Below are 26,403 nucleotides of genomic sequence, written 5' to 3'. Positions count from 1 at the left end.
ATAGAGACTAATTCAGGTACGATCATCACATCTTGAGGTAAAAATCTTTGGTGAGCGCAATAAACTCATCGGTATATCTTGCCATCCCTTGAATCACCAGTGTTTTCTCTTCAACGTCAGCAGGACGGTTTTTTGATAGCGTGATCAGAAGGCGACTAACCGGTTTGCGCTCTGTCGGCTTGACCCGTACTTTCCGACAGCAAAACAGTTGGTGTGTTTGTGCCTTGGTGATCAGGTTTTCCCCTTCAACAGAAGGTAAGATCAAATGCGCTTCTCCATGGAGGGAAAGTCGCGCTTTTATCACGTTTAATAACGTGTCGTGAGACAGGGTGTTGGTATGACGAGCCTTTGCACGACGTGCATCGTTGGCTTGCTCACCTGTTGTAAAGTAGGGGGGATTACAAACAATGGTGTCAAACTGCGCGCTGCTTTCCCACGTACAAATGTCTTGATGATGGACGTCAATGCGGTCATGCCAAGCGGACTGTTCTGCATTGAAACGGGCGGTCTCTGCCGCATGAGCATCAATGTCCAGTGCTGTAATCCTGGCGGTTGGAAACCGCTGTGCCATCATCAGGGCCAGCAATCCGGTACCGGTACCGATATCCAAAATGGTGTGCCCATCTTTCGCCTCAGCCCACGCTCCAAGCAGCACACCATCTGTGCTGACAGGCATACCACAGTCCTGGTCTTCCACAGTAAAGTGTTTGAATCTAAAACCTTTCCCCACGATACCTCCAAGTGTCGTTTTTGCTGCTGTTGTTGACAGTTGCTTAAGAAATAGATGATTGTGTTGCTGCAATGTTAATGAGGAAAGATAATCAATCTTTCTCATGTGTTGTATTTTGTTTAAATTACAGTTTTAAATTCTGATTTTTAGTTTTAAATTGAATTTATAATCTATTTCTATTTGTGCTATTGTCTACGTAGTGAAACTTCGTCATTATTCTGCTTAATCGGAAATGCACAGTAAAAACAACTAAAAGGCTAACCGATTGATTACATATCAATAAGCAAACACACATAGGTAATACGAAGTGAAAGAAAGTTTAAAGGTTAGCGATATACTCGCGCTAGGGTTTATGACCTTTGCATTTTTCCTCGGGGCCGGAAATATCATCTTTCCACCTCTGGCGGGCTTTCTGGCGGGAGAGCATACTTTTTCTGCGATGCTGGGCTTTTTGATCACTGCCGTTGGGCTTCCCCTGATTGGCATTGTTGCCGTTGCTCTTGCGGGCGGTGGCTGGAAAGGCCTGACAAAGGATTTACCCACATCGGTTGCTACTCTGATGGCAGTGCTGATTTTCATTATTATCGGCCCAGCATTTGCTGCACCCCGTGCAGGGCTGGTGGCGTATGAAATGGGCTTTAAGCCATTTTTGAATGCACCCGGCCAGTTTGAATTGTCGCTATTCTCGGTAGTGTTTTTTGCCATTGCGATGTTCTTTTCGCTGTCTCAGGGAAAGCTCATTGATACCATCGGTAAACTGCTGACGCCTGCGTTGTTTGCCGCTCTGGTCGTACTGGCGATTGCCGTTGTGGTTAATCCACAGGGTGAGATCACTGCGGCACAAGGTGCGTATGTTGGGCAAGCCTTTACCACAGGTTTTCTTGAAGGTTACAACACCATGGATACCTTTGCGGCGCTGATGTTTGGTATGCTGATTGTGGATGTGATCCGCAAAAAAGGGATCACCCATCAGGCAAAAACCTGCCAATACCTGATTTATGCTGGCATTATTGCGGCGGTAGGTCTGGCCTTTGTGTATGTGTCGCTCTTCTATCTCGGGGCAACGGCAACGAGTGTTGCAGCAGGGGCGACAAATGGCGGCGCTATCTTGTCGGCTTATGTGCTGTCACTGTTTGGTCCAGCCGGCCAAATCATCCTGTCAACCATCATTGTGTTGGCGTGTTTAACCACGGTAATCGGTCTGGTATCTGCGTGTGCAGATTACTTCAGTACTCTGACTAAAATCACGTATCGCCAATGGGTAGTGATTCTGTCCATTGCTTGTGCAGTAGTGGCAAATGTGGGCTTAACCCAACTTATCGCGATCTCGGTTCCTGTACTATTTGCGCTGTATCCGGTGGCGATTGCGCTGATAGCATTAACGTTTGTTCGTCGCTTTTTGCCAAATCCACAACTGTCTTATCGTGTGGTGCTGGCGGTGTCTCTGGTATTTGCGCTACTGGATGCGGCAAAAGTGGCCGGTTTGGATGTGTCTGCGCTCGATGCTTTGCCGCTGTTTAATTACGGTATGGCATGGTTGCTGCCAACCGTCATTGCATTGTTTGTGGTGAGCTTTGCGGGGAAGCGTAAAAGCGAAACGGCGCACGCGTAAGTGAACGAAGATTAAAAAACCACCGGAAACGGTGGTTTTTTCTGTCTGGTGTTAAAGAGTTTCCTGATATTCCAACAGTACCTTTTCACACCAGGCGGCAATACGCTCATCACTCAGTTCGTACTGGCTGTCTTCATCCAGCGCCAGACCCACAAAGTATTTTCCATCGTCGGTAAGTGCTTTTGAGGCTTCAAAGGTATAACCTTCATTTGGCCAGTAGCCGATAAACTTCACGCCTGTTGGCAAAAGCGCATCATGCAGTAACCCCATGGCATCGAGATACCATTCGGCGTAGCCTTCCTGATCGCCAAGACCGAACAGCGCCACCACTTTTCCCTCCAGTTTGAGGCCGTTAAGTTGCGACCATACGGCTTCCCAGTCCTCCTGTAATTCGCCAAAATCCCAGGTGGAGATCCCCAGCAACAGCAAGTCGTACTGGTTCATTTTTTCGATCGGCGTTTCTTTGATGTTATGAATATCCACCAGATCTTCACCCATAATGTCGCGGATTTTCTCAGCCGTCATTTCGGTATAACAGGTGGTGGAGCCGTAAAATAAACCTATTTTCATGAACTTTTCCTGCTGTCATGTCGCCATACTTAACCCTGGCGAGCAACGTATACCGTTGTGGCCGGGGCTTGAATTCTACCTCTCGTTGTGGCCTATCTCTACCCCCGGAAATCGCGGGGAACTGGCGCTTTTTACTGCAGTTGTTTCGCGAAGCGAGGGTAAACCTTGCATTCAGACAGGTGTGAGGTAGTTTGAGAGAAGCAATTATCCATGGTAAGTGAGTAAATCGTGCAACAAAATACAGCATTGGTGGAACAGTTTCTGGATGCAATGTGGATGGAGCGGGGGTTATCTGAGAATACCCTGGCATCGTACCGCAACGATTTGACCAAGCTTTGCCAGTGGCTGGATAAAGATGGCGAGCTTTTGGTTACGGTGGCCTGTTCTAAACTTCAGGAGTACCAGCATTGGCTGTTCGACCTGAACTATAAGCAAAGCAGCCGTGCCCGTATGCTTTCGGCCATGCGTCGCCTTTTCCAGTATTTGTACCGTGAAAAGCTGCGTGAAGATGATCCCACCGCGACGCTCATCAGCCCTAAACTGCCTAAGCGTTTGCCGAAAGATTTATCAGAAGCGCAGGTTGAAGCATTGCTGGATGCGCCCAATGTGGAGGACGTAATTGAGCTGCGTGACAAAGCCATGCTGGAGCTGTTGTATGCCACGGGCCTGCGAGTTACGGAACTTATCAGTCTGACCACTGAAAATGTCAGTTTGCGTCAGGGGGTGGTGCGGGTGATTGGTAAGGGGGGCAAGGAGCGACTGGTGCCAATGGGAGAAGCCGCCATTGAATGGCTGGAGCATTATATGGCTCACAGCCGGCCGGCCTTGCTTGGGGAGCAAAGCTCGGATGTGTTCTTTCCGAGTCGCCGTGCTCGTATGATGACCCGGCAGACCTTCTGGCACCGCATTAAATTCTATGCAGCACTGGCAGGGATTGACGGTGAGATGCTGTCCCCCCACGTACTGCGACACGCTTTTGCGACACACCTGTTAAACCATGGTGCCGATTTACGTGTGGTACAGATGTTGCTGGGGCACAGTGACTTGTCGACGACGCAAATTTATACTCACGTCGCGACGGAGCGACTAAAACAGTTGCACCAGGAGCATCATCCTCGGGCATAATGCAACCTAACGGACATTTTTAATGTGCTCGGGATTTTTTCTCTTTTTGACCGGTCTGAGTGTGTGACAATTTGTCCGCAACCCATTTTCAGGATCAGAACACTATGAATTTTAAACAACTGATGGCGCGCATGTTGATGGCCTCAGCCATGTTGTCATTCAGCGCCCAGGCCTCTGAAGATGCTGACAAAGCTTCCATTGCTGGTGTGCTGGCGAAATATCGCCTGAACATTGAAACCATTGAAAAAGCGCCCATTGATGGCTTGTATGAAGTGGTCACCAACGGTGGTGTGGTGTATTCAAATAAAGACGGTTCATACTTTATCTATGGCCAGCTATTCCATACGACACCCACGGAATCGATTAACTTGACCGAAATTGCCCAGGCGAAACGCAATAAAAAACTGTTTGATGAGGCAGGTGTTGAAAAAGAGTTGATTGTCTATCCGGCGAAAGACGAAAAGTTTGTGGTGAATGTGTTCACCGATACCACCTGCGGTTATTGCATGAAACTGCACAGTGAAATGAAGGATTACAACGATCTGGGCATCACCGTACGTTACCTGGCGTTTCCGCGTTCCGGTGAGCGTTCGCCAAACATTGGTCAGATGAGCGCAATTTGGTGTGCTGATGACAAGGCCGATGCCATGAATAAAGCAAAAACGGGTGCGTTTAGCCAAGAAGATAATGCGTGTAAGGATATTATTCGTCGCCATATGGCGCTTGGTAACGCGATGGGTGTGAATGGCACGCCGGCCATTTTGCTGCAGGATGGTACCTTGTTACCCGGCTACATGCCTGCACCACAACTGCTTCAGATACTGATGCAAAAACAGCAGGGATAATCTGCGACTACTGCGAGCAGTACGATAGGATTTAGGGGCGCTGGCGAAAGCTGGCGCCTTTTGCATTCGGCAAAAATAGAAAGTGGACTTTCCCTTTACCAGTCAGTCGCTACAATAACAGCGTCAATCCGCATTTATCATCCAGGTAGCGAAACTGCCGGACACAGGTTCATTCCATGATTGAGATTAAACGTCGCCATGCAGCACAGGATGTTGCTTTTCCTGCTTCTATTCCGCCATTGCTTCAACGTATTTACGCCAACCGCGGGATCACCAGTGAAAGAGAGCTGGAGCGAAGCGCGCGTGGCCTGCTGAATTACAGTGAACTGTACGGCATTGAACGTGCAGTGGCGCTGTTGGCTGCAGCCATGGCAGAGGGACGGCGTATTATTGTTGTCGGTGACTTTGATGCTGATGGCGCAACCAGCTCAGCGCTTTCTGTGACGGCGTTTCGTATGATGGGCTGCACCAATGTGGATTACCTGGTGCCAAACCGTTTTGATGACGGTTATGGCCTGAGTCCGGAAGTGGTTGAACAGGCTGCGGCAAAAGGCGCAGAACTTATTATGACGGTGGACAATGGCGTGTCATCGATTGAAGGTGTGGCGGCAGCCAAGGCTCGGGGCATTCAGGTGGTGGTCACCGACCATCACTTACCGGGCGAGACGCTGCCTGATGCCGACGCTATGGTCAACCCCAATCTCAATGAATGTGGCTTTCCCTCGAAATCGCTGGCAGGTGTCGGAGTGGCGTTTTACCTCATGCTGGCCTTGCGCGCCCATCTCCGTGAAATTGGCTGGTTCGCCCAGCGGGGTATGCCTGAGCCCAACCTTGCTGAGTTGCTGGATTTGGTGGCTCTGGGCACTGTCGCCGATGTGGTGTCGCTGGATACCAATAACCGCATTCTGGTGCATCAGGGGTTAATGCGTATCCGGGCTGGTAAATGCCGTCCGGGCATTCAGGCGCTGATTGAAGTGTCCAACCGCAACATGGCAACACTGGTGGCCAATGACTTTGGCTTCGCTCTTGGGCCGCGCATCAATGCAGCCGGGCGTTTGGATGATATGTCTTTCGGTATCGAACTGCTGCTTTGCCAGAACCTGCAGGCGGCACGCCAGATGGCAAGCGAGCTCGATGCCCTGAACCAGAGCCGTAAGGAAATCGAGCAAGGCATGAAAGAAGAGGCGATGGCGATTTGTGAGCGTCTCCAGTTTGGCGAAGGCAGCAGCCTGCCATGCGGCCTTGCTCTGTTCCAGCGTGAATGGCACCAGGGGGTGATTGGTATTCTGGCCTCGCGCATAAAAGATAAATTCCACCGCCCGGTGATTGCGTTTGCCGATGGCGGCGATGGCATGATCAAAGGATCTGCCCGCTCCATACCGGGCCTGCATATGCGTGATACGCTGGACTTGATGGATACCCAAAACCCGGGGCTGATTAAGAAATTTGGCGGTCACGCCATGGCGGCGGGATTGACCATTGCTGAAGCCGACTTTACGCGTTTTTCCAAACTGTTTGATGAGGCGGTCAGAAACACCATCAGCGAAGAGGAGCTGAAAGGCGTGCTGCTGTCAGACGGGGAGTTGCTTTCCAATGAAATTACGCTGGACGTCGCTGAAATGCTGCGCTCGGGGGGCCCATGGGGACAAGGGTTCCCGGAACCTTTGTTTGATGGCAAATTCAAGTTGCTGCACCAGAAGCTGGTGGGCGGTAAGCACCTGAAAATGATGCTGGAACCTGTCATGGGCGGGCAAATGGTCGATGCCATCGCCTTTAACATTGATTTGCGCCGTTGGCCGGATCCTTCGGTGCAAATGGTAGAGCTTGCCTATCACCTTGATATTAATGAATTCCGGGGCAACCGGGCAGTACAGTTGATGGTTGAACATATGGCGGCGGTTTAGGGAAGGAAGAGCAGGTTCTGGGGCCTGAGAAAAGAAGGTCCTAGGGCTTGGAAGAGCAGGTCCTGGGTCCTGGGAAAAGAAGGTCCTAGGGCTTGGAAGAGCAGGTCCTGGGTCCTAGGAAAAGAAGGTCCTAGGGCTTGGAAGAGCAGGTCCTGGGTCCTGGGAAAAGAAGGTCCTAGGGCTTGGAAGAGCAGGTCCTAGGTCCTGGGAAAAGAAGGTCCTAGGGCTTGGAAGAACAGGTTCTGGGGCCTGAGAAAAGATGGCCCTAGGAAGAGCAAAGAGCTTGACTCTGTTCTGGCACCATCCAAAATCTTGCAGTCCCCAGTCCCCAGTCCCCAGTCCCCAGTCCCCAGTCCCCAGTCCCCAGTCCCCAGTCCCCAGTCCCCAGTCCCCAGTCCCCAGTCCCCAGTCCCCAGTCCCCAGTCCCCAGTCCCCAGTCCCCAGTCCCCAGTCCCCAGTCCCCAGTCCCCAGTCCCCAGTCCCCAGTCCCCAGTCCCCAGTCCCCAGTCCCCAGTCCCCAGTCCCCAGTCCCTTGGACCTAGGACCTAGGACCTAGGACCCAGGACCCAGGACCTTGAGCCTTTTCTCTCACTTTTATCCCAAAATTTCCCCTTTGATCCCCATCACACTCTGTATATTCCGTCCGCAATTCTGTAGAATTCGGCGGTCAAAACTCATTCCGAACATAAAAAGTGACCCATGTTTGAAATCAATCCGATCAAAAACCGCCTAGCGGACATTGCCGAACGTGCCAATGTCCTTAGGGGGTATCTTTGACTATGACGCCAAGAAAGAGCGTCTAGAAGAAGTGAATGCCGAACTTGAACAACCTGATGTGTGGAACGACCCTGAACGTGCACAGGCACTGGGACGTGAACGCGCATCGCTGGAAGCGGTGGTAGAAACCATCGACCAGTTGGCTCAGGGCGGCGAATACATCACTGAATTGCTGGAACTGGCCGTAGAAGAAAACGACCAGGAGACCTTCGACGAGATCGAGCCTGAACTGAATGATTTGGAAGACAAGCTGGCCAAGCTGGAATTCCGTCGCATGTTCTCGGGCGATCACGATGCCTCTGACTGCTACATCGATTTGCAGGCAGGCTCTGGCGGTACGGAAGCGCAGGACTGGACATCCATGATGCTGCGTATGTACCTGCGCTGGGCGGATGCGAAAGGCTTCAAGACTGAAGTGATCGAAGTGTCTGAAGGTGATGTGGCTGGATTGAAATCTGCAACTGTCCGTATCAGCGGCGAATATGCTTACGGCTGGCTGCGCACCGAAACCGGCGTTCACCGTCTGGTCCGTAAATCGCCATTCGATTCTGGTGGTCGTCGTCACACCTCCTTTGCTTCTGCGTTTATCTACCCAGAAGTGGACGAGAACATTGATATCGACATTAACCCGGCCGATCTGCGTATTGACGTATACCGTGCATCCGGCGCGGGTGGTCAGCACGTAAACACCACCGAATCTGCGGTACGTATTACTCACATACCCACCAATACCGTGGTGCAGTGCCAGAATGACCGCAGCCAGCACAAGAACAAAGATCAGGCGATGAAACAGCTTCGCGCAAAACTGTTTGAACTGGAACTGCAAAAGCAGAATGCAGAGAAGCAGGCGAATGAAGCCGCCAAGTCTGATATCGGCTGGGGCAGCCAGATCCGTTCTTATGTTCTGGATGACTCACGCATTAAAGATCTGCGTACCGGCGTTGAAAACCGTAACACCCAAGCGGTGCTTGACGGTGATCTCGACAAGTTTATTGAAGCCAGCCTGAAATCTGGTTTGTAATTTTTCACGTTTAATCAAAGGTTCACTATGACTGACCAGTTACAAGACGAAAACAAGCTGATCGCGGAGCGTCGTGCAAAACTGAACCATATTCGTCAACGCTGTAAAGCAAACGGCCACCCGAATGATTTCCGCCGTGAGCACAAAGCGGCTGATCTTCAGGCTGAGTTTGGCGACAAGAGCAAGGAAGAGCTGGAAGCTCTGGATCATAAAGTCAGCATTGCTGGCCGTATCATGGCAAAACGTGGTCCATTCCTTGCGCTACAAGACGTGAGTGGCCGCATTCAGGCGTATGCATCAAAAGATGTACAAAAAGAGCTGAAAGAGCAATACCAGGGTCTGGATATTGGTGACATCATCGGGGTCAAAGGCGCACTGCACAAATCAGGCAAAGGTGATCTGTATGTCAACATGGAAGAGTACCAGCTGCTGACCAAAGCACTGCGTCCGCTGCCAGAAAAATTCCATGGCCTGACTGATCAGGAGCTGCGCTACCGTCAGCGCTATGTTGATCTCATCGTGAATGAAGATTCTCGTAATACGTTCAAAGTGCGCTCCAAGCTTATTTCTGCTATCCGCCGTTACATGGAGTCTAAAGACTTCATGGAAGTGGAAACGCCAATGATGCAGGTGATCCCAGGAGGTGCGGCGGCACGTCCATTCATTACCCACCACAACGCGCTGGATCAACAAATGTTCTTGCGTATTGCGCCAGAGCTGTATCTGAAACGTCTGGTGGTCGGCGGCTTTGAACGCGTGTTTGAAATTAACCGTAACTTCCGCAACGAAGGTCTGTCTCCGCGTCACAACCCGGAATTCACTATGATTGAGTTCTATATGGCGTACGCGGATTACAACGACCTGATTGACCTGACCGAAGACATGCTGCGCACTGTGGCACTGGAAGTACTGGGACAGACGTCAATGCCTTACGGTGAGCATACAGTGGATTTTGGTGGCAAATACGCGCGCATGACCATGCTGGAAGCCATCAAGCATTACAATCCTGATCATGCCGATATTCAGGCGTTGACGGAAGAAGACGTGCAGGATCGCGATAAGCTGGTGGCTATTGCGGAGTCACTGAAAATCTACGTTGAGAAATTCTGGACCTGTGGCCAGCTGTTAGAAGAGATCTTCGGTGAAACTGCAGAACCGAAACTGATCCAGCCAACCTTCATCACGGGCTACCCGGCAGATGTCTCGCCGCTGGCACGCCGTAGCGATGACAACCCGTTCTTTACTGACCGCTTTGAGTTCTTCATTGGTGGCCGTGAAGTGGCAAACGGCTTCTCGGAGTTGAACGATGCGGAAGATCAGGATGCACGCTTTAAAGCGCAGGTAGACGCGAAAGACGCGGGTGACGATGAAGCCATGTTCTACGATGCTGACTACATCACTGCACTGGAGCACGGCCTGCCACCGACAGCAGGGCAGGGTATTGGTATCGATCGTCTGGCTATGTTGTTCACCAACACCCACACGATTCGTGACGTGATCCTGTTCCCGGCAATGCGTCCACAAAACCAGAAGAAAGACTGATTTGACTGGTTTTTAAACGAGCCTGAGAGGTTTCTGATAGACAAAAACACTGGATATGTCCGGTGTTTTTTTATGTTTACTATCTATCTCGAAATCGTTTGCTCAATGTCACAACTTTTGCGACATAAAGCACGTTTTTGTTCCCGTTTTTACCCTGAGCGCAGATGATGCTCGTGACATCACTTGCTGCCTTTAACGGAAGATGACCATGTTAAAAAAAACATTTTTTTCTGCCGGTGTTGCCTTGGCAACGCTGGCCTCCCCTGCAGCGTTTGCCGCTGAGACTGCTGATTTGCTGATCAAAGATGCGATTGTGTTGACCATGAATGCTGACAAGACCGTTTACCCAAACGGTGTTGTTGCGGTGAAGGGCAACAAGATTGTTGCTGTGGGCGATGAAACGCTTGCCCAAAAATATCAAGCAAAGACGGTTCTGGATGTCGATGGTGATATTGTGATGCCAGGCCTGATTAACTCGCACACTCATGCATCTATGACCGTCTTTCGCTCTTTAGGTGATGACGTGCCGGATCGCCTGCACCGTTATATCTTCCCACTGGAAAAGAAGCTGGTAAGTCGTGATATGGTGCGTATCGGTGCACAATTGGCGAACGTTGAAATGTTAAAAGGCGGTGTAACGACATATGCAGATATGTATTACTTCGAAGATGAAGTCGCAAAGACCGTGGATAAGATTGGTATGCGCGCCGTATTGGGAGAGACGGTGATTAAGTTCCCGGTGGCTGATGCGGCAAACGCCGAAGAGGGGATACAGTACGCGCTGAATTTTATTGATGCATATAAAGATCATCCGCGTATTACCCCAGCGTTTGCACCACATGCCCCGTATACCAATACCACGGAAGTATTGCAGAAAATCACTCAGCTTTCGCTGGAGCACGATGTACCGGTAATGACTCACCTTGCGGAATCTGACCGTGAAAACGAGGTGATTGCAGAGCGCAGTGGTGGCAAGTCTCCTGTGGCTTACATGGCAGAGATTGGTGCATTGACACCTAACCTTGTGGGTGCACACGTGATTAATGTCGATGAAAACGACATTGCGTTACTTAAACGGAATGATGTAGGTATTGCACATAACATGAGTGCGAACATCAAATCTGCCAAAGGTGTGTCTCCAGCACTTAAGATGTTTGACGATGGTCTACGCATTGGTCTTGGCACCGATGGCCCAATGTCGGGTAATACGTTAAGTACGATTGATGAGTTTAACCAGGTGGCGAAAGTACACAAACTGGTGAATAAGGATCGTGCAGCTATGCCACCTGTGAAAGTCATTGAAATGGCAACCATAGGGGCTGCGCGTGCGTTGCATATGGAAGATAAGATTGGCTCATTGGACGTGGGTAAACTGGCGGACATCATCGTTATCGATACCAAAGCGCCTAATATGGTACCTCTATATAATCCCTATTCTGCACTGGTGTATTCTGCGTATGCATCGAATGTGAAACACGCCATTGTAGATGGCCGTCTCCTGATGCAGGAACGAGACATCCTGACCGTGGATGAGGATGCCATCCGTGATGAAGCGTTGCAGTTTGCAGACAAAGTGCGTCAAACTGTGTTAGCCAGCGGTGAAGAGATACGTTGACTTTTCGTCACAACTTGCCTTAATCCAAAGACCGCGTCTTAACAGGACGCGGTTTTTCTTTTACCTGCATTGTGATGACTTCAAGAAAACGGATCATAGTCTATGATCTAAGAAAAATTAGAGAGAACTTAATTTTCTCAATAATAAGATATGCTCGAAGTGTTAGCCATTTTGAATGTTTTTTTAGGCAATTTAAGGCGATCTATCCTATTAATATTAATGATGATTCTGTTAATTGGTTGATGTTTTTATTGTCAGTAAATAAAACAGCAAAAGTGTCTGATGTGGGAATGGTGCTGAGTTGAGAGCCACTTTGTATCCGTATTGAGACAAACCTGCTTGTCTTACTAAATATAATGATACTCACAACATTTTGAACACATGTCGTTAATGGATGACTTAAGGCAGGCGTTATGGGTATGCAATTCAGATCTGAGGCAGTTCCAAGCTCTCTTGTTGTAGTGGGGGGGACCTATGAACCATGGTTGGCTACGTTGGAACAGGCCGGCTGGCGTTGTCACCGTTGCTATGACCTTAGGGCAGCACAATCCCTTCTTCAGGACATCGGTCCTTGTATCGGTATCGTGGACATCAGTCATGATGATTTCAGCCTTAACGGTGTCGCGTCACTGGTTAATCGAAACAAGCAGGTGCGCTGGTTGGCGCTGATCCGTGAAGATCAACTCAATAACGATGCCATTTGTCAGTTCATTGTGAGCTTCTGTATCGACTACTTCACTTCGCCAATTCCTGATAGCCAGTTGATGAGCACCATTGGACACCAGTTGGGTATGTTGAAACTTGAGCGTCATGTGTGGCCACAACTGGGCGATCATAGCGACATGGGCCTGCTGGGTAAAACGTCGGTGATGAAGAAGCTGCGCGATCAGGTCCGTCGTGTTGCACCGACAGATGTATCCGTGCTTATTAACGGTGAAAGTGGTACCGGTAAAGAGCTGGTCGGCATGGCGATTCACAATGCATCTACCCGCGCTAAAGGACCTTTTGTTTCAGTAAAATGCAGTGCACTGCCAGAAAGGCTTATCCAGAACGAGTTGTTTGGTGATGGTGACACAGAAGGTAAAGTGCAGCAGGCGCATCAGGGGACGCTGTTTTTGGACGAAATTGGCGATTTGCCATTGAATCTGCAGGCAAATCTCTTGCACTTATTGCAAGATGGCACAGTCGAAACCCACGATGACAAATACTCGAAAGAAATCGATGTACGTGTGATTGCAGCGACACACATGGATCTGGAAAAAGCAGTAGCAGAAGGCCAGTTTCGTGAAGATCTGTTCTATCGACTGAATGTACTGCGTATTTCTGTACCGTCACTGAAAGAGCGCAGTGCTGACATCCCAGAGCTGGCTGAACACTTCCTTCTGAAGTTTGCACGCCAGTACAACACACAGGCCCGCACTTTCTCTGAAGAAGCAAACAAGATCCTGACCAACTACAGCTGGCCGGGTAATGTGCGTGAGCTGATTAACCAGGTAAAACGTGCCGTGCTTCTGGCGGATAATCTGGTGATTGAAGCGGAACATCTGGACTTGCCTCGTCAGGGGGATTACAAACAAAGCCTGCGTAAGATCCGTGAAGAATCAGAGCGTGATGCGCTACTGGCAGTTCTTGAGAGTAACAACGGTCAGGTATCTGCTGCGGCGAAAGAGCTCGGTGTTTCCCGTGCCACTATGTACCGTTTGCTGAACAAGCACAGTTTGATCCCGGCGCCGCGCAGTTTTCGATAATACTCGCTAAGTTAGATAAAAACCGCCTGCATACTCAGGCGGTGTGGATTGCTAATGTGAAGTAATATGTCCTTTTAATTGTGCAGACGAGGGTTAAAAAAGGAAAAGCGTCGTTTGGCGCTTTTCCTTTGTTTATGAACGGTGGGCGTTATGGGCAGGGATTGGAATACCTTGCTCCAATCTCTTCAATGCGAATCAACAGCTCTTCTGGTAGCTCTACATGAATCGAGTCAATGTTGTTTTTGAGTTGCGTCAGCGTGGTCGCACCGATGATGTTACTGGCTACAAACGGACGGGTGTTCACGTAGGCCAGTGCCATTTGGGCAGGATCGATGGAAAATTCGTTTGCTAAATCAACATAGGCTTGAGTGGCTGCCTGTCCTTGTTCAGTAAAGTAGCGGGCGAAGCGTTCCCAACGGGTGCAACGTGCACCTTCTGGTCTTGCGCCATTAAGGTACTTGCCAGATAACGCGCCAAATGCGAGGGGAGAGTACGCCAAAAGCTCGACTCCTTCCTGATGGCTGATTTCAGACAGACCCACTTCAAAGCTGCGGTTGAGAAGGTTGTACGGGTTTTGAATCGAAACAATGCGCGGCAGGCTGTGCTTTTCTGCCAGACGGAGGTAACTCATTACCCCCCAAGGGGTCTCGTTCGACACACCGATATAACGGATTTTCCCTTCGCGGACCAACTCTGCCAGTGCATCTAAGGTATCAAGCAAGGTGACACCGGAGTTCTCCTCCTGGTGCTGGTAATTGAGCTTGCCGAAACTGTTGACGTGGCGTTGCGGCCAGTGTACTTGATACAGATCTATATAGTCTGTTTGTAGCCGGGTCAGGCTATCGTTTATTGCCTGTCGGATATTGCGGCGATCCAGTGACATGTTTTCACGGATATAAGGGACACCACGGGGACCGGCAACTTTAGTCGCGATGATCACTTTTTCCCGTTTGCCGGATTTGCTGAGCCAGTTTCCAATGTATTGCTCGGTTAACCCTTGCGTCTCAGGTGTTGGTGGCACTGCATACATTTCGGCGGTATCAATGAAATTCACGCCATGATCAAGGGCGACGTCGAGTTGCTGGTGGGCATCGGCTTCTGTGTTCTGTTGACCAAATGTCATCGTGCCCAAGCAAATTTTGCTGACTTCAAGGCTGGTATGGGGAAGAGTGTGGTATTGCATCCTTTCTCCTTGGCTGCATCTCAGAATAACCTCAATGAGATGTGCGGGGGTTTATTTTCCATCTTAGGAATTTTTCAGATCGGCACAAGGGAAAATTGCTGCAGAGCTGGGTAACCAGGAAGGCATTGAAATGTTGCCGCTGAATTTCGTGGACGCGATCAGAAATATCAATTTTAAACCTTCCACGTGCTGCTGACACCTTATACTGGAATTAACATTTGGATAACAACATGGGTAGCAGATGAAATTAAAGCAATTGAAGAGCTGGATCCAGGCTCATCCCGATAATGTGCCCCATTGCTATGTGATTGCGCATGCCGGTGGTGCGCAATATGTTGTTGAAGTCGATGTCAAGCAAAAGTTGGAGCCACTCAAAGAAGACCACACTGATGAAGTGATGCACTTTGATAGTCTGGATCAGGTATCAGAAAAATTGCGTAAAATTGGCGTGAAACAGGCCACGTTACGACTGATGGATCCTTACGACGAGTTTGGCCCTGCAGAGGCTTCTTGCAAAGAAGACATGGACATCACCCTTTAAGAGGTTGTACTGTCTGGCAACATAAAGTGACGGGCAAGGATCTTGCCGGTAAACTGGGTGCGTAGGTAAAAGCCGCGGGGGAGAGTTTTGATCGGCTGTCCATTCGCACCATAGGCTTCGGTTTTCGCTTTGCTGTTGGCGGCTTTGGGACGAAGCTGCAAGTATTCGCCATGTTTAGCGTTTATCTCGTGCACTTTACCCAGCACGATAAACTCCATCAACTCTTCCCAATCCGCTTTCAGTTGCGCTTCTTCTTCGGCAGAAGGTTGCCACAGTAGGGGCATACCGATATGACGTTCACAAACCGGGATTTCCCGCTCTCCTTCTACCGGGATCCACAGTACTTTCGACAGTTTGTTGCGGATATGGCTTTTTTCCCATGTCAGGCCCTGAACGCCGGTAAGGGGAGCGACACAAACAAAGGTGGTTTCCAGTGGTTTACCGGTATGGCTGACGGGAATTGACTTCAGCTCGATCCCTAATTCTTGAAAATCCTGTTCAGGCTTACTGCCTGCCATGGCGCCCAGACATGTTTCCAATAACATACCGACCCACCCTTTTTCCCGGCGGAGATCTGTCGGGCATTCGAGGCCATGTTGTGCAGCCAGCTCTCCCAGGGTAAATCCGGCAAGGGCGTAGGCTCGTTCAAGTAGTTCAGGCTCTGAGGTTGGGGCTGGGATCATAAGTTATCTTCATGGTTTGTCGCTAAGAGTGAACGCTATCAGCCAAACTATTTTGGATCCAGCCATTTTACAGGACCAGATAAGTTATCCACAACGATCATGCTGAATAGGGTATAAAAATGGATCATGGATGCTTATACAGTGGTTATTCTCACAAAAATAGGCGGTTTATGGATCGTTGCGGTTGTAAAATGCACAAGTGGTGTGGGTAACTTTGTTTTTGATGGATCTTTAACCACTTTAAGATCGTTCTCTTTTCCATTACAACCGCCTCATGTTTGCATTACACTGATTTCATTTATATTGTTGATATAAAAGAAATAATTAAGAAGAAAGAACATGAGGGAATAATATGAAGAACGAAGGAGACGCAAGTTTTATCCAGTTAATCGTCTGTTCTGCACAAATCTATCCACAGAAAGCGTGAATAAATGTGCGCCTAGTCTCACTTGACTGTTTATAACTCTGGGGCGGGAATGGAATTATCCCTAAAGGCGGTTGAAGTCCCCAAAAAATGCGATTCATACACAATGTTTGTTTACCACTGTGCACATAGTGTGAAAAAATCACTGGTAATAGAGATTTATATTTGAGGTCGTCCAGTGATAGATGACGATGGCTACCGTCCCAATGTCGGGATAGTAATTTGTAACAGCCACGGTCAGGTTCTCTGGGCTCGTCGATACGGACAACATTCCTGGCAATTTCCTCAAGGTGGCATTGATGACGGCGAAACACCTGAACAAGCCATGTACCGTGAGCTTTACGAGGAAGTCGGGCTCACAAAGAAAGACGTCAGAATTCTGGCAACCAGCCGACACTGGTTGCGCTATAAACTGCCTAAACGTCTGGTGCGCTGGGAGTCCAAGCCAGTGTGTATCGGTCAAAAGCAGAAATGGTTTTTGCTGAAACTGGAATGTGACGAGTCAAAAGTGAACATGTTACGCGGGGGAACGCCGGAATTTGATGGCTGGCGATGGGTCAGCTACTGGTACCCGGTTAGGCAGGTGGTGTCGTTTAAACGCGAAGTTTACCGACGCGCAATGAAAGAGTTTGCGCCAATGGCTATGCCGTTTCGTGAACGAAAAACGAAGCGTAAAAGTAAACGGGGTTCAGCGAAAAATTAGAGGGATACGTTGGGGACGCGAATGCTGACGAAACTTAGGGATATCGTTAACCATGTTGCGTCGTCCACCGACGTCAAGCAGGCACTCAATACGTTGGTGCGTGAAACCTGTTCCGCCATGGAGACAGAGTGCTGCTCCGTCTATATCGCAGACCATGAGCGTAAACAATATGATTTAATGGCGACGCAAGGGCTGAATGCCCGGGCCCGCCGTGTTTCACTCTCTTTCAATGAAGGTCTGGTTGGCCTTGTTGGCCGTCGCGCCGAACCAATAAACCTTGCCCAAGCCAGTACTCATAGCGATTTCAAACATTTTCCTGATATTGGAGAAGACATTTTTCACGCCTTTCTGGGCACCCCTATCATTTACCGCCGCCAGGTACTTGGTGTCTTAGTGGTGCAGCAGCGCGATTCGCGCCAGTTTGATGAAAGTGAAGAGTCTTTCCTGGTGACGCTGGCGGCGCAGCTGGCGGTTGTGTTTGCCCATGCCAAAGCGCAGGGGGTTTGGCCGAATAACACCCAAGGTACACTGCTTTTGAAAGGGGCAGCGGCATCTCCTGGCATCGCGATTGCCAAAGCCTGGTGTGATGTCTCTCAACCCAGTCTGGATCTGGTGTTTCCTGCCTCTTGTTTGGATATCCAAACAGAACGAGACCGTCTAGAGGGGGCGATCAGTGGTGCTATCACTGAATTTCGCCGTCTCAGAAAGCGTTTTGACAGCGAACTTAATCAAGATACGTTGGCGATCTTCGACCTTTTTATCCACCTGCTAAACGATCCTATGCTGCGTAAGGCGATGAACGAGCATATCCAGGATGGTGATTTGGCAGAATGGGCCGTGAAGCAGACCATTGATGCATTTGTTGGGCGCTTCCAGAATATGTCGGATCCTTACCTTCGCGAGCGTGCGAATGATATCAACGAATTGGGTCAACGCCTGCTTTACTTTCTTGAAAACCAAGAAATAAAGCAGTGGAACATTGAGGAGCCAATCATTCTTTTTGCTCGGGAGCTGACAGCTGTAATGTTGGCTGCTATTCCCCGTGACTGTCTTGCTGGCGTTGTGGCGGAAGAAGGGGCAGTGAATGCGCATGCGGCGATTCTTGCCCGAGCTTTGGGCATTCCTGCGGTGATGGGGGTCGAGTTCAGTGCGCAACTGGTTCACCGAAAGCTGATCGTGCTGGATGGTTTTAAAGGCCAGTTGTTGGTCGATCCGACACCACAAGTCCTGAAAGAATACGAACGCTTGCGTGATGAAGAGCTTGAGCTCCAACAAGAGGTGGAAAATGCGTTCACCAGGCAAACAGCGACGGCGGATGGTGTGAGGGTGGAAGTGCACCTGAATGCAGGGTTGAGTGCTGATACCAGTATCGCCATTAACCGTGGTGTTGATGGGGTAGGCCTTTACCGCACAGAGGTCCCTTTCTTGATGCAACGTAGCTTCCCGTCGGAAGACGATCAGGTTAACCAATACAGCGCTATTCTCGATTGTTACCCCAATCAACCGGTCGTGATGCGAACCCTGGATATTGGGGGGGACAAACCATTGCCTTACTTGAAAATTGAGGAGGACAATCCGTTTTTAGGCTGGCGGGGGATCCGTTTCACTTTGGATCATCCTGATATCTTCCTGATCCAGGTGCGTGCAATGCTGCGGGCAAGTGTGGGCCGGAACAACCTTGCTATTTTACTGCCGATGATTTCAGGCCTGTCTGAGTTGCTTGAAGCCAAAGCCTTGGTGGACAGGGCTTTTTCTGAAGTTATGGATATTTCCTGTATGCAGGGAGAAACACTGAAAAAACCGCGTCTCGGCATCATGGTGGAGGTGCCATCGGTGCTGTATCAATTGGATGCTATCGCTCCGCATATTGATTTTCTCTCTGTCGGTACCAACGACCTGACACAGTATTTACTGGCTGTAGACAGGAACAATGCCCGTGTTGCAGACGTCTATGACACATTCCACCCATCCGTGTTGGCGGTATTAAAGCACATCCTTGATACCAGTAAGCGCTTGAAACTTCCGGTGAGCGTCTGTGGAGAGTTTGCCGGTGACCCGATTGGTGCAGCATTGTTGGTAGGCATGGGTTATCGTCACCTCAGTATGAACACCCGGAGCGTGGCAAAAATCAAATATGTGCTTCGCCATATTCCCTGTGCGGCACTGGTAAAACACCATACGGCTGTTCAGCAACTGTCATTGGCGCGGGATATCAGGAACACGTCTGAAGCCTTTTTAGAGCAATACAAGCTTGGCGGTCTGATCCGGGTAGGAAAATAATTTGGGCTTCATAGACCCTCGTGGTTAATTCAATGAGTAACCAGTCAGGTCGCCTGGGTATATTGGTTTTTTCTCACGCAACATGCAGGTTAAATAGGAACTTTTTCATGTTTGAAGCCACATTGTGGTTGTTTGGTGTTTGTCTTTTAGTCGGGGGCGTTGTTGGGCTATTGGCCGGTTTGTTGGGGATCGGCGGAGGCCTGATTGTGGTACCTGCGCTGAGTGTTTTACTCCCCTGGGCGGGGGTGTCTGATGATTTAGTCATGCCGATGGCGTTAGCGACGTCGCTCGCCAGTATTGTTATCACCTCCGCCTCCTCGGCGTTCACCCATTACCAGCTTGGTAATGTCCAGCCATCGGTTATCCGGTCCTTGCTGCCGGGTATTTTGGTCGGTGGTATGCTTGGCAGTGCGATTGCCGATAAGATGCCAACCCAGTACCTACCGAAAGTGTTTGGGGTGATTGTCTTGATATTGGCACTGCAAATGGCGCTGTCCCTGCGCGTCCGGCCTGCCAGATCCCTGCCGTCTGCCATTGGTAGCATGACCAGTGGCACCATGATTGGTATGATAGCGAGCTTGGCCGGTATTGGTGGCGGTTCGTTGACTGTACCCTATCTCAATTACCACGGTGTCGAGATGCGAAAAGCCATTGGCTGTGCCTCCCTGTGCGGGGTGTTTTTGGCCTTGTCCGGCGTGGCGGGTTTTATTTTTTTTGGGTTGAACCAACCGGAGACGCTACCTGTCTATAGTGTCGGTTACGTTTACTTACCTGCGCTGATGGGCATTGTCATCACGTCGGTAATGACAACACGTTACGGTGCAAGCCTTGCCACCCGGTTACCGACGCCGATCATCAAGCGCGTATTTGCCGTGTTTTTGCTCCTGGTAGGGGCAAGCATGTTTTTTAGCTAAGGAAGACGAATACATGTCTCTGACATTTCCCCAGATTGATCCCATCTTGATTGAAATTGGCCCTCTGGCGATTCGCTGGTACGGATTAATGTATTTGGCCGGTTTTGCGTTTGCCCTCTGGTTGGCTAATCGCCGTGCTGACAAACCAGACAGCAGCTGGACGCGAGATGAAGTGAGCGATCTGCTTTTCGCCGGCTTTCTGGGCGTTGTTTTAGGTGGGCGGATAGGTTATGTGCTGTTTTATCAGTTTGACGCTTTCCTCGCCAACCCCCTTTTCCTGTTCAAAGTATGGACAGGTGGAATGTCATTCCACGGCGGATTGCTGGGTGTGATTGCTGCGATGGCATGGTATGCGCGTAAAACCAAACGTACCTTCTTTGCCGTTTCCGATTTCATTGCCCCGTTGGTACCTTTCGGTCTCGGAGCTGGCCGTTTAGGTAACTTTATCAATGGCGAACTTTGGGGACGTGCGACCGATGTGCCTTGGGGGATGGTCTTCCCAACCGGCGGTCCGGTTGCCCGCCATCCATCACAACTGTATGAGTTCGCGCTGGAAGGTGTTGTGCTGTTCCTGATCCTGAACTGGTTTATTAAAAAGCCACGTCCGGCGGGCGCCGTATCAGGGTTGTTCCTGATTGGTTATGGTGCTTTCCGATTTATCGTAGAGTTCTACCGCGAGCCTGATGCTCATCTTGGCCTGTTTGGTGATGTGATCAGCATGGGTCAGATCCTCTCCACGCCGATGATTATTGTGGGCGTACTCATGATGGTCTGGGCATACCGCCGTAACGCAAGTGCGACACGCTCTGCCTAGCCGTTTCACTTTAAGCCGCAGAACCCTGCGGCTTTCTTTATATCTTTGATTTGTCCTCCCGGTTTAACGGGAAAAATGTAAGGAAGAACCATGAAGCAGTATCTTGATTTAATGCAGGATATCCTTGATAACGGCACAGACCGTGGTGACCGTACCGGTGTCGGTACACGTTCTGTCTTCGGGCGCCAGATGCGCTTTGATCTCAGCGAAGGTTTTCCGCTGCTGACTACCAAAAAGCTCTACACCCGTGCAATTATCCATGAGCTGCTGTGGTTTCTGAACGGCGATACCAACGTGAAATACCTGCAGGACAATAAGGTCACTATTTGGGATGAATGGGCGACCGAAACCGGTGATTTGGGCCCGGTTTATGGGGCGCAGTGGCGTTCATGGGCATGTCCTGATGGCTCTACTGTCGACCAGATTGCCGAGCTGATTGAGCAAATAAAAACCAAACCAAACTCCCGTCGTCACATTATTACTGCGTGGAACCCGGCGGACTTACCGGATGAGAGCATCAGTCCGCAAGCCAATGCAGAGCAGGGCAAAATGGCACTGGCGCCTTGCCACTGCCTGTTCCAGTTTTACGTGGCTGATGGCAAGCTTTCCTGCCAGCTTTACCAACGCAGTGCCGACTATTTCCTGGGCGTGCCATTCAATATCGCAAGCTATGCGCTGTTCACCCATATGATTGCACAGCAGTGTGATTTGGACGTAGGAGAGTTTGTGCACACCTTTGGCGATGTTCACCTATATCACAACCATCTGACGGATGATATCGTCTACGAGCAGCTCAAGCGTGAGCCGGGTAAACGTCCAACCCTGAAGATCAAACGTAAGCCTGCGTCTATCTTTGATTACAAACTTGAAGATTTTGAGATTGAAGGTTACGAGGCGCAGCCTACGATTAAAGCGCCGATAGCGATTTAGGGCTTAGGAAGAGCAGGTCCTGGGGAAAGCGAAGAGCGGTCCTAGGAATTTAAAAAACGGTCCTAGGTCCTAGGTCCTAGGAAGAGCAAAGAGCTTGACTTTATTCTGGCACCATCCAAAATCTTGCAGTACCCAGTACCCAGTACCCAGTACCCAGTACCCAGTACCCAGTACCCAGTACCCAGTACCCAGTACCCAGTACCCAGTACCCAGTACCCAGTACCCAGTACCCAGTACCCAGTACCCAGTACCCAGTACCCAGTACCCAGTACCCAGTACCCAGTACCCAGTACCCAGTACCCAGTACCCAGTACCCAGTACCCAGTACCCAGTACCCAGTACCCAGTACCCAGTACCCAGTACCCAGTACCCAGTACCCAGTACCCAGTACCCAGTACCCAGTACCCAGTACCTTCTCTTATATCCCAAACACAAAAACGCCCATTAGCGGGCGTTTTCATATCAGTAGGTCAACATTGCTTATTGCGTTATCAGCATCACCAGCGAAGGAATGGCGAGAAATACCAGACCCAGGTAAGCAGCAACGGCCAGTTTGCTTTTTGCTGCTGCGTTGCCCAGCATCTCTGCACATTTCAGTGGAATATCACGCAGGAACGGTGTGCCAAAGATCAGCAAGGTAGCCAGCACGTTAAACGACAGGTGTACCAGTGCGATTTGCAGGGAAAAGACCGCGTTCGGACCGGTGACTGCAGTGGCTGCCAGCAGCGCAGTGATACAGGTACCAATGTTAGCACCCAGAGTGAAGGGGTAAACGTCACGTACTTTCAGTACATTGGTGCCAACCAGAGGAACCATCAGACTGGTGGTGGTTGAAGAAGACTGAACCAGAATGGTGACCAGAGTTCCGGACATAATGCCGTGAATAGGACCGCGACCGATCGCTTTGTGCAGCATCTCTTTAGCACGGCCAACCATCAGCGCACGCATCAGTTTGCCCATCATAGTGATTGACACAAAGATCAGAGCGATACCCAGCAGAGCCAGAACAATACCTCCCCAGCTACCAGGCAGGACAGATAGCATCTCTTTGGTGCCATTGACTAACGGCTTGGTCATTGGACCCATAAAGTCCAAGCCTTTCATGCTCAGGCTGCCTTCAAACATGAAAGGAGCAACCAGCCAACTAGAGATTTTGTCGAGCAGGCCGAACATCATTTCCAGTGGCAGGAAGATAGCGACAGCAATCAGGTTGAAAAAGTCATGAACTGTTGCACAGGTAAATGCGCGGCGGAACTCTTCTTTGCAGCGGGCGTGACCCAGGCTTACCAAGGTATTGGTGACGGTTGTCCCTATGTTTGCACCCATCACCATCGGGATAGCTGTTTCAACAGGCAGGCCGCCAGCAACAAGACCAACAATAATAGACGTTACAGTACTGGAAGATTGGATAAGTGCAGTCGTTATGATACCAATCATCAAGCCTGCAATTGGATGGGATGCGAATTCGAACAGGTTTTTCGCTTCGTCGCCCGCAGCCCATTTGAAACCACTTCCAACCATGGACACTGCAAGCAGCAGAACATAAAGCATCAGCGCCAGGTTGACCCAACGTACCCAATTCTTAGAGCTGTTAATCGGTGCAGCAGTAGAAACTTGGGAAGTCATAAAAGGAATCTCCGTGACAAGTAAATGTCAGATTTGTGCCAGTGAAAAATTTGTCGCGGATATTAGGTAGGAAATATTTCACTAATATGACAGTTTGGATACTGTGTCACCACCCACGATAGGAAAGGATCTGAAATACCTCTTCATTTTATCTCATCTCTTTAAAAATCATTGTATTACGATGTATTTGTGGAAGGGGCCTGTACAGAATAGAAAATCGCCACTTGAACCCTGTTAACGCTTATTGCAGGCTGTGAAGGTGAGTATTGTAACGAAGGTATCGATTTTTGTTGCGAAAAAAGTAACTATTTTTGTTTTATGATTCGGTTATTCCGATGTTTAATCTCTGAAGAACCGATTTTTCTTTATCAATGTTCGGTGCCTAGACTAGTAGGGACCAATTAATGTTATGGAGTGCTATAAATGACTGATGCGATTCGTCAGTTTATGAAGATGGAATCAGCGGGCGGTTTAGTGCTGATTGTTGCTGCAGTTCTGGCAATCATTATTGCCAATTCACCCTTGCAGCCATTGTATGACGGCGCGCTTCACAGCTACATAGCTGGTTTGTCTGTTGCACATTGGATCAACGACGGCCTGATGGCCATCTTCTTCCTACTGATAGGGCTTGAGGTAAAAAGGGAACTGATTGAAGGGGCCCTGAATACCAAAGAAAAAGCGATCTTCCCAGCAATTGCAGCAATAGGTGGTATGCTGGCCCCCGCTCTGGTTTATCTGGCTTTCAACGCCGGTGACCCAATTACCCAAGCGGGCTGGGCAATCCCGGCTGCGACAGACATTGCTTTTGCCCTCGGTGTGATGGCGCTGCTGGGTAAGCGTGTCCCGCTGGCACTGAAAGTATTCCTGTTGGCGTTGGCTATCATTGATGATTTGGGGGTAATCGTGATCATTGCGCTGTTTTACAGTAGCGATCTGTCGGTAACGGCACTGATTGTGGCCTTTATATCAACTGCCGTACTTTTCCTCTTGAATGCAAAAGGCGTGACATCAACCAAGTGGTATCTGTTGGTCGGTGCAGTGCTGTGGTTCAGTGTGTTGAAATCTGGTGTACACGCGACACTTGCCGGTGTTGTACTCGGTTTTGCTATTCCGCTGGAAGGGGGCAAAGACGGTAAATCACCGCTCAAGAAACTTGAGCATGCCCTTCATCCCTATGTGGCCTTCCTTATCCTGCCCATCTTTGCGTTTGCAAACGCAGGTGTGTCACTTGAAGGTGTTTCTTTTAACAGCCTGACCAATGCATTGCCATTGGGGATTGCCTTTGGCCTTATGATTGGTAAGCCATTGGGTATTTTTACCTTCAGTTGGGTGTCAGTGAAACTTGGTGTGGCACGCCTGCCTGAAAATGTTAACTTTAAACATGTCTTCGCGGTGTCTTTGTTGTGTGGTATCGGCTTTACCATGTCCATCTTCATTTCGTCGCTGGCGTTTGTGGGTGTAGACGAAAGCTACATTACCTTCTCACGGCTGGGCATCTTGATTGGTTCAACGATATCGGCTGTTGTCGGTTACACCTTGCTGAGTATGGTGTTGCCGAAATCGAATGAGGAAGAAGACAGCGATGGGAAGAAAGTGAGTATTGACTATTAGCGCAGTTCTTTTCACGGTGCCAGCGTTAGCGTCTGAGCAATACGCACACTGTTTCAACGGCAGTTCTACAGAAGTGTGGAAAGCCTTTCTTGCGGGATTGGAAATAACCCAATCCCGGCCTGAACGGGTTGAAAAAGCAGTGCAGGAACGCTCATCGAATGTCGATAAAGACACGTTTTTAGGCAGGGCGTTGGAACAACGCGCTGGTGGCCGGTATAAAACATCCACCATGACCCATAAAGATTAAGCCATAACCTTAAACGCCAGATGCAATCCTGCATCTGGCGTTCTCCTCCATGAGTTCACATGTCACATTTAAACTATAACCACCTTTATTACTTCTGGATGGTCTGTAAGCAAGGCTCTGTCTCTAAAGCCGCAGACGCACTTTTTCTCACGCCACAAACGGTCACAGGACAGATCAGGGCACTTGAAGAACGGCTCAATGGTAAATTGACTAAACGCGCGGGCCGTACTGTTGAGCCTACAGAACTTGGTCAGCTTGTTTTCAAATATGCCGATAAAATGTTTGGTCTCAGCTATGAGATGCTGGATATCGTGAACTATAGCCAGCGGGAGAACCAGCTGTTTGATGTTGGGGTTGCCGATGCGTTGTCCAAAAGCTTGGTGAGTCGGGTATTATTAAAAGCCCTGCCCGCAGATGAAGGTATTCACCTACGTTGTTTTGAGTCGACCCATGAACTGCTTCTTGAGCAGTTAGCCCAACATAAGTTGGATATGATCCTGTCGGATTGCCCGGTGGGCTCTGCGCAAAATCCGGGGCTTTTCAGTGTCAAAATCGGTGAAAGCATGATGAGTTTCTTCTGCTCTGGAGAGGTGTCTAATAAACGCTTTCCTGCAGTGATTGAGGAGCACAAATTGTTGATCCCAAGCACGCGTACGGCGATGGGACGTAAGTTAATGCACTGGTTTGACAGCCAGGGGATCACGCCTACGATTTTGGGAGAATTTGATGACGCGGCATTGATGAAAGCTTTTGGCTCATACCATCAGGCCATGTTTGTCGCTCCCACGTTTTACTCGTCGGATGTACTGGAGTTACCCAATGTCCGTGAAGTGGCCAAAGTCGAAACATTGAAGGAAGAATATTATGTGATTTTTGCTGAACGGATGATTCAGCACCCTGCGGTAAAACGTATATGCGAGGCGGATTTTAGTAAGTTATTTCACTAATATTCAACATC

General features: G+C 49.6%; 23 protein-coding genes. 17 read left to right on the top strand and 6 right to left on the bottom strand.

The features are described 5' to 3' along the window. Positions 1–25 precede the first annotated feature (25 nt). A complete protein-coding gene (locus tag VHA_RS09875) occupies positions 26–730 on the bottom strand; it encodes a tRNA1(Val) (adenine(37)-N6)-methyltransferase (RefSeq protein WP_040528600.1) in 705 nt (234 codons plus the stop codon). A 307-nt stretch (positions 731–1,037) separates the two neighbouring features. On the opposite strand from VHA_RS09875, the gene brnQ reads away from it, so the two are divergent. Further along, positions 1,038–2,342 (top strand): branched-chain amino acid transport system II carrier protein, encoded by a 1,305-nt coding sequence (gene brnQ, locus VHA_RS09870; protein ID WP_081456014.1) that lies wholly within the window; start codon positions 1,038–1,040, stop codon positions 2,340–2,342. Positions 2,343–2,393: 51 nt separating this feature from the next. On the opposite strand, the gene fldB is transcribed toward brnQ, so the two are convergent. Further along, complete coding sequence (fldB, locus tag VHA_RS09865; protein WP_005503910.1) at positions 2,394–2,912, bottom strand: flavodoxin FldB; 519 nt, start codon at positions 2,910–2,912, stop codon at positions 2,394–2,396. 228 nt (positions 2,913–3,140) lie between these two features. Here fldB and xerD point away from each other — a divergent pair, with 228 nt between their 5' ends. The 7 genes from xerD (at position 3,141) to VHA_RS09830 (ending at position 13,489) form a co-directional block, all read left to right on the top strand. Next, positions 3,141–4,037, top strand: a complete 897-nt coding sequence (xerD, locus tag VHA_RS09860; RefSeq protein WP_005503909.1) for a site-specific tyrosine recombinase XerD — start codon at positions 3,141–3,143, stop codon at positions 4,035–4,037. A 104-nt stretch (positions 4,038–4,141) separates the two neighbouring features. Beyond that, complete coding sequence (gene dsbC, locus VHA_RS09855; protein ID WP_005503908.1) at positions 4,142–4,882, top strand: bifunctional protein-disulfide isomerase/oxidoreductase DsbC; 741 nt, start codon at positions 4,142–4,144, stop codon at positions 4,880–4,882. A 176-nt stretch (positions 4,883–5,058) separates the two neighbouring features. Further along, a complete protein-coding gene (gene recJ / locus VHA_RS09850) occupies positions 5,059–6,786 on the top strand; it encodes a single-stranded-DNA-specific exonuclease RecJ (protein WP_005503907.1) in 1,728 nt (575 codons plus the stop codon). A gap of 699 nt (positions 6,787–7,485) precedes the next feature. Next, positions 7,486–8,584 (top strand): peptide chain release factor 2 gene (prfB, locus tag VHA_RS09845; protein ID WP_104439916.1). Its coding sequence is split into 2 segments (ribosomal slippage): positions 7,486–7,560 and positions 7,562–8,584, totalling 1,098 coding nucleotides; the frame shifts between segments, so codons are not numbered across the junction. 27 nt (positions 8,585–8,611) lie between these two features. After that, the gene (gene lysS, locus VHA_RS09840) at positions 8,612–10,126 is read left to right on the top strand and encodes a lysine--tRNA ligase (RefSeq protein WP_005503905.1); all 1,515 of its coding nucleotides are present in this window, start codon (positions 8,612–8,614) and stop codon (positions 10,124–10,126) included. Positions 10,127–10,334: 208 nt separating this feature from the next. Next, entirely contained in the window at positions 10,335–11,741 is a 1,407-nt protein-coding gene (locus VHA_RS09835) for an amidohydrolase (RefSeq protein ID WP_005503904.1), read from the top strand. A 413-nt stretch (positions 11,742–12,154) separates the two neighbouring features. Continuing rightward, positions 12,155–13,489: a sigma-54-dependent transcriptional regulator gene (locus VHA_RS09830; RefSeq protein WP_040528598.1), complete on the top strand. Its 1,335-nt coding sequence runs from the start codon at positions 12,155–12,157 to the stop codon at positions 13,487–13,489. Positions 13,490–13,637: 148 nt separating this feature from the next. Here VHA_RS09830 and VHA_RS09825 read toward each other — a convergent pair whose 3' ends face one another. Next, on the bottom strand, positions 13,638–14,672 hold the full coding sequence (locus VHA_RS09825) for an NADP(H)-dependent aldo-keto reductase (RefSeq protein WP_005503902.1): 1,035 nt from the start codon (positions 14,670–14,672) through the stop codon (positions 13,638–13,640). Between the two features lie 241 nt (positions 14,673–14,913). On the opposite strand from VHA_RS09825, the gene VHA_RS09820 reads away from it, so the two are divergent. After that, a complete protein-coding gene (locus VHA_RS09820) occupies positions 14,914–15,213 on the top strand; it encodes a DUF6482 family protein (RefSeq protein WP_005503901.1) in 300 nt (99 codons plus the stop codon). Here the strand turns inward: VHA_RS09820 and mutH are convergent. Continuing rightward, the gene (mutH, locus tag VHA_RS09815) at positions 15,210–15,896 is read right to left on the bottom strand and encodes a DNA mismatch repair endonuclease MutH (protein ID WP_005503900.1); all 687 of its coding nucleotides are present in this window, start codon (positions 15,894–15,896) and stop codon (positions 15,210–15,212) included. The two genes, VHA_RS09820 and mutH, sit on opposite strands and share 4 nt — an antisense overlap. 602 nt (positions 15,897–16,498) lie before the next feature. Between mutH and rppH the strand changes: the two genes are divergently transcribed. The 5 genes from rppH (at position 16,499) to VHA_RS09790 (ending at position 21,961) form a co-directional block, all read left to right on the top strand. Further along, positions 16,499–17,023, top strand: coding sequence for an RNA pyrophosphohydrolase (gene rppH, locus VHA_RS09810; protein ID WP_005503899.1), 525 nt, complete (start codon positions 16,499–16,501; stop codon positions 17,021–17,023). A 21-nt stretch (positions 17,024–17,044) separates the two neighbouring features. Next, positions 17,045–19,303, top strand: coding sequence for a phosphoenolpyruvate--protein phosphotransferase (gene ptsP / locus VHA_RS09805; RefSeq protein WP_005503898.1), 2,259 nt, complete (start codon positions 17,045–17,047; stop codon positions 19,301–19,303). A 107-nt stretch (positions 19,304–19,410) separates the two neighbouring features. Further along, positions 19,411–20,217, top strand: a complete 807-nt coding sequence (locus tag VHA_RS09800; protein ID WP_005503897.1) for a sulfite exporter TauE/SafE family protein — start codon at positions 19,411–19,413, stop codon at positions 20,215–20,217. 13 nt (positions 20,218–20,230) lie between these two features. Further along, positions 20,231–21,031: a prolipoprotein diacylglyceryl transferase gene (gene lgt, locus VHA_RS09795; protein WP_005503896.1), complete on the top strand. Its 801-nt coding sequence runs from the start codon at positions 20,231–20,233 to the stop codon at positions 21,029–21,031. Positions 21,032–21,121: 90 nt separating this feature from the next. Next, positions 21,122–21,961 (top strand): thymidylate synthase, encoded by an 840-nt coding sequence (locus VHA_RS09790; protein WP_005503894.1) that lies wholly within the window; start codon positions 21,122–21,124, stop codon positions 21,959–21,961. Positions 21,962–22,023: 62 nt separating this feature from the next. Here VHA_RS09790 and VHA_RS18445 read toward each other — a convergent pair whose 3' ends face one another. Next, positions 22,024–22,422 (bottom strand): hypothetical protein, encoded by a 399-nt coding sequence (locus VHA_RS18445; RefSeq protein ID WP_202899957.1) that lies wholly within the window; start codon positions 22,420–22,422, stop codon positions 22,024–22,026. A gap of 19 nt (positions 22,423–22,441) precedes the next feature. Continuing rightward, on the bottom strand, positions 22,442–23,587 hold the full coding sequence (locus VHA_RS09780) for a Na/Pi symporter (RefSeq protein ID WP_005503893.1): 1,146 nt from the start codon (positions 23,585–23,587) through the stop codon (positions 22,442–22,444). Positions 23,588–24,010: 423 nt separating this feature from the next. On the opposite strand from VHA_RS09780, the gene nhaA reads away from it, so the two are divergent. From nhaA to nhaR, 3 genes are read left to right on the top strand one after another with little or no spacing between them, the layout of a single operon-like run. Then, positions 24,011–25,198, top strand: coding sequence for a Na+/H+ antiporter NhaA (gene nhaA, locus VHA_RS09775; protein WP_005503891.1), 1,188 nt, complete (start codon positions 24,011–24,013; stop codon positions 25,196–25,198). Continuing rightward, a complete protein-coding gene (locus VHA_RS09770) occupies positions 25,188–25,445 on the top strand; it encodes a hypothetical protein (protein ID WP_223173157.1) in 258 nt (85 codons plus the stop codon). The genes nhaA and VHA_RS09770 overlap by 11 nt, the downstream gene beginning before the upstream one ends. Positions 25,446–25,504: 59 nt before the next feature. Next, positions 25,505–26,392: a transcriptional activator NhaR gene (nhaR, locus tag VHA_RS09765; protein ID WP_005503889.1), complete on the top strand. Its 888-nt coding sequence runs from the start codon at positions 25,505–25,507 to the stop codon at positions 26,390–26,392. Positions 26,393–26,403: the final 11 nt, after the last annotated feature.

The sequence above is a fragment of the Grimontia hollisae CIP 101886 genome (assembly GCF_000176515.1).
GTDB classification, from domain to species: domain Bacteria; phylum Pseudomonadota; class Gammaproteobacteria; order Enterobacterales; family Vibrionaceae; genus Enterovibrio; species Enterovibrio hollisae.
This window is presented reverse-complemented; position numbering and strand designations above follow the sequence as displayed.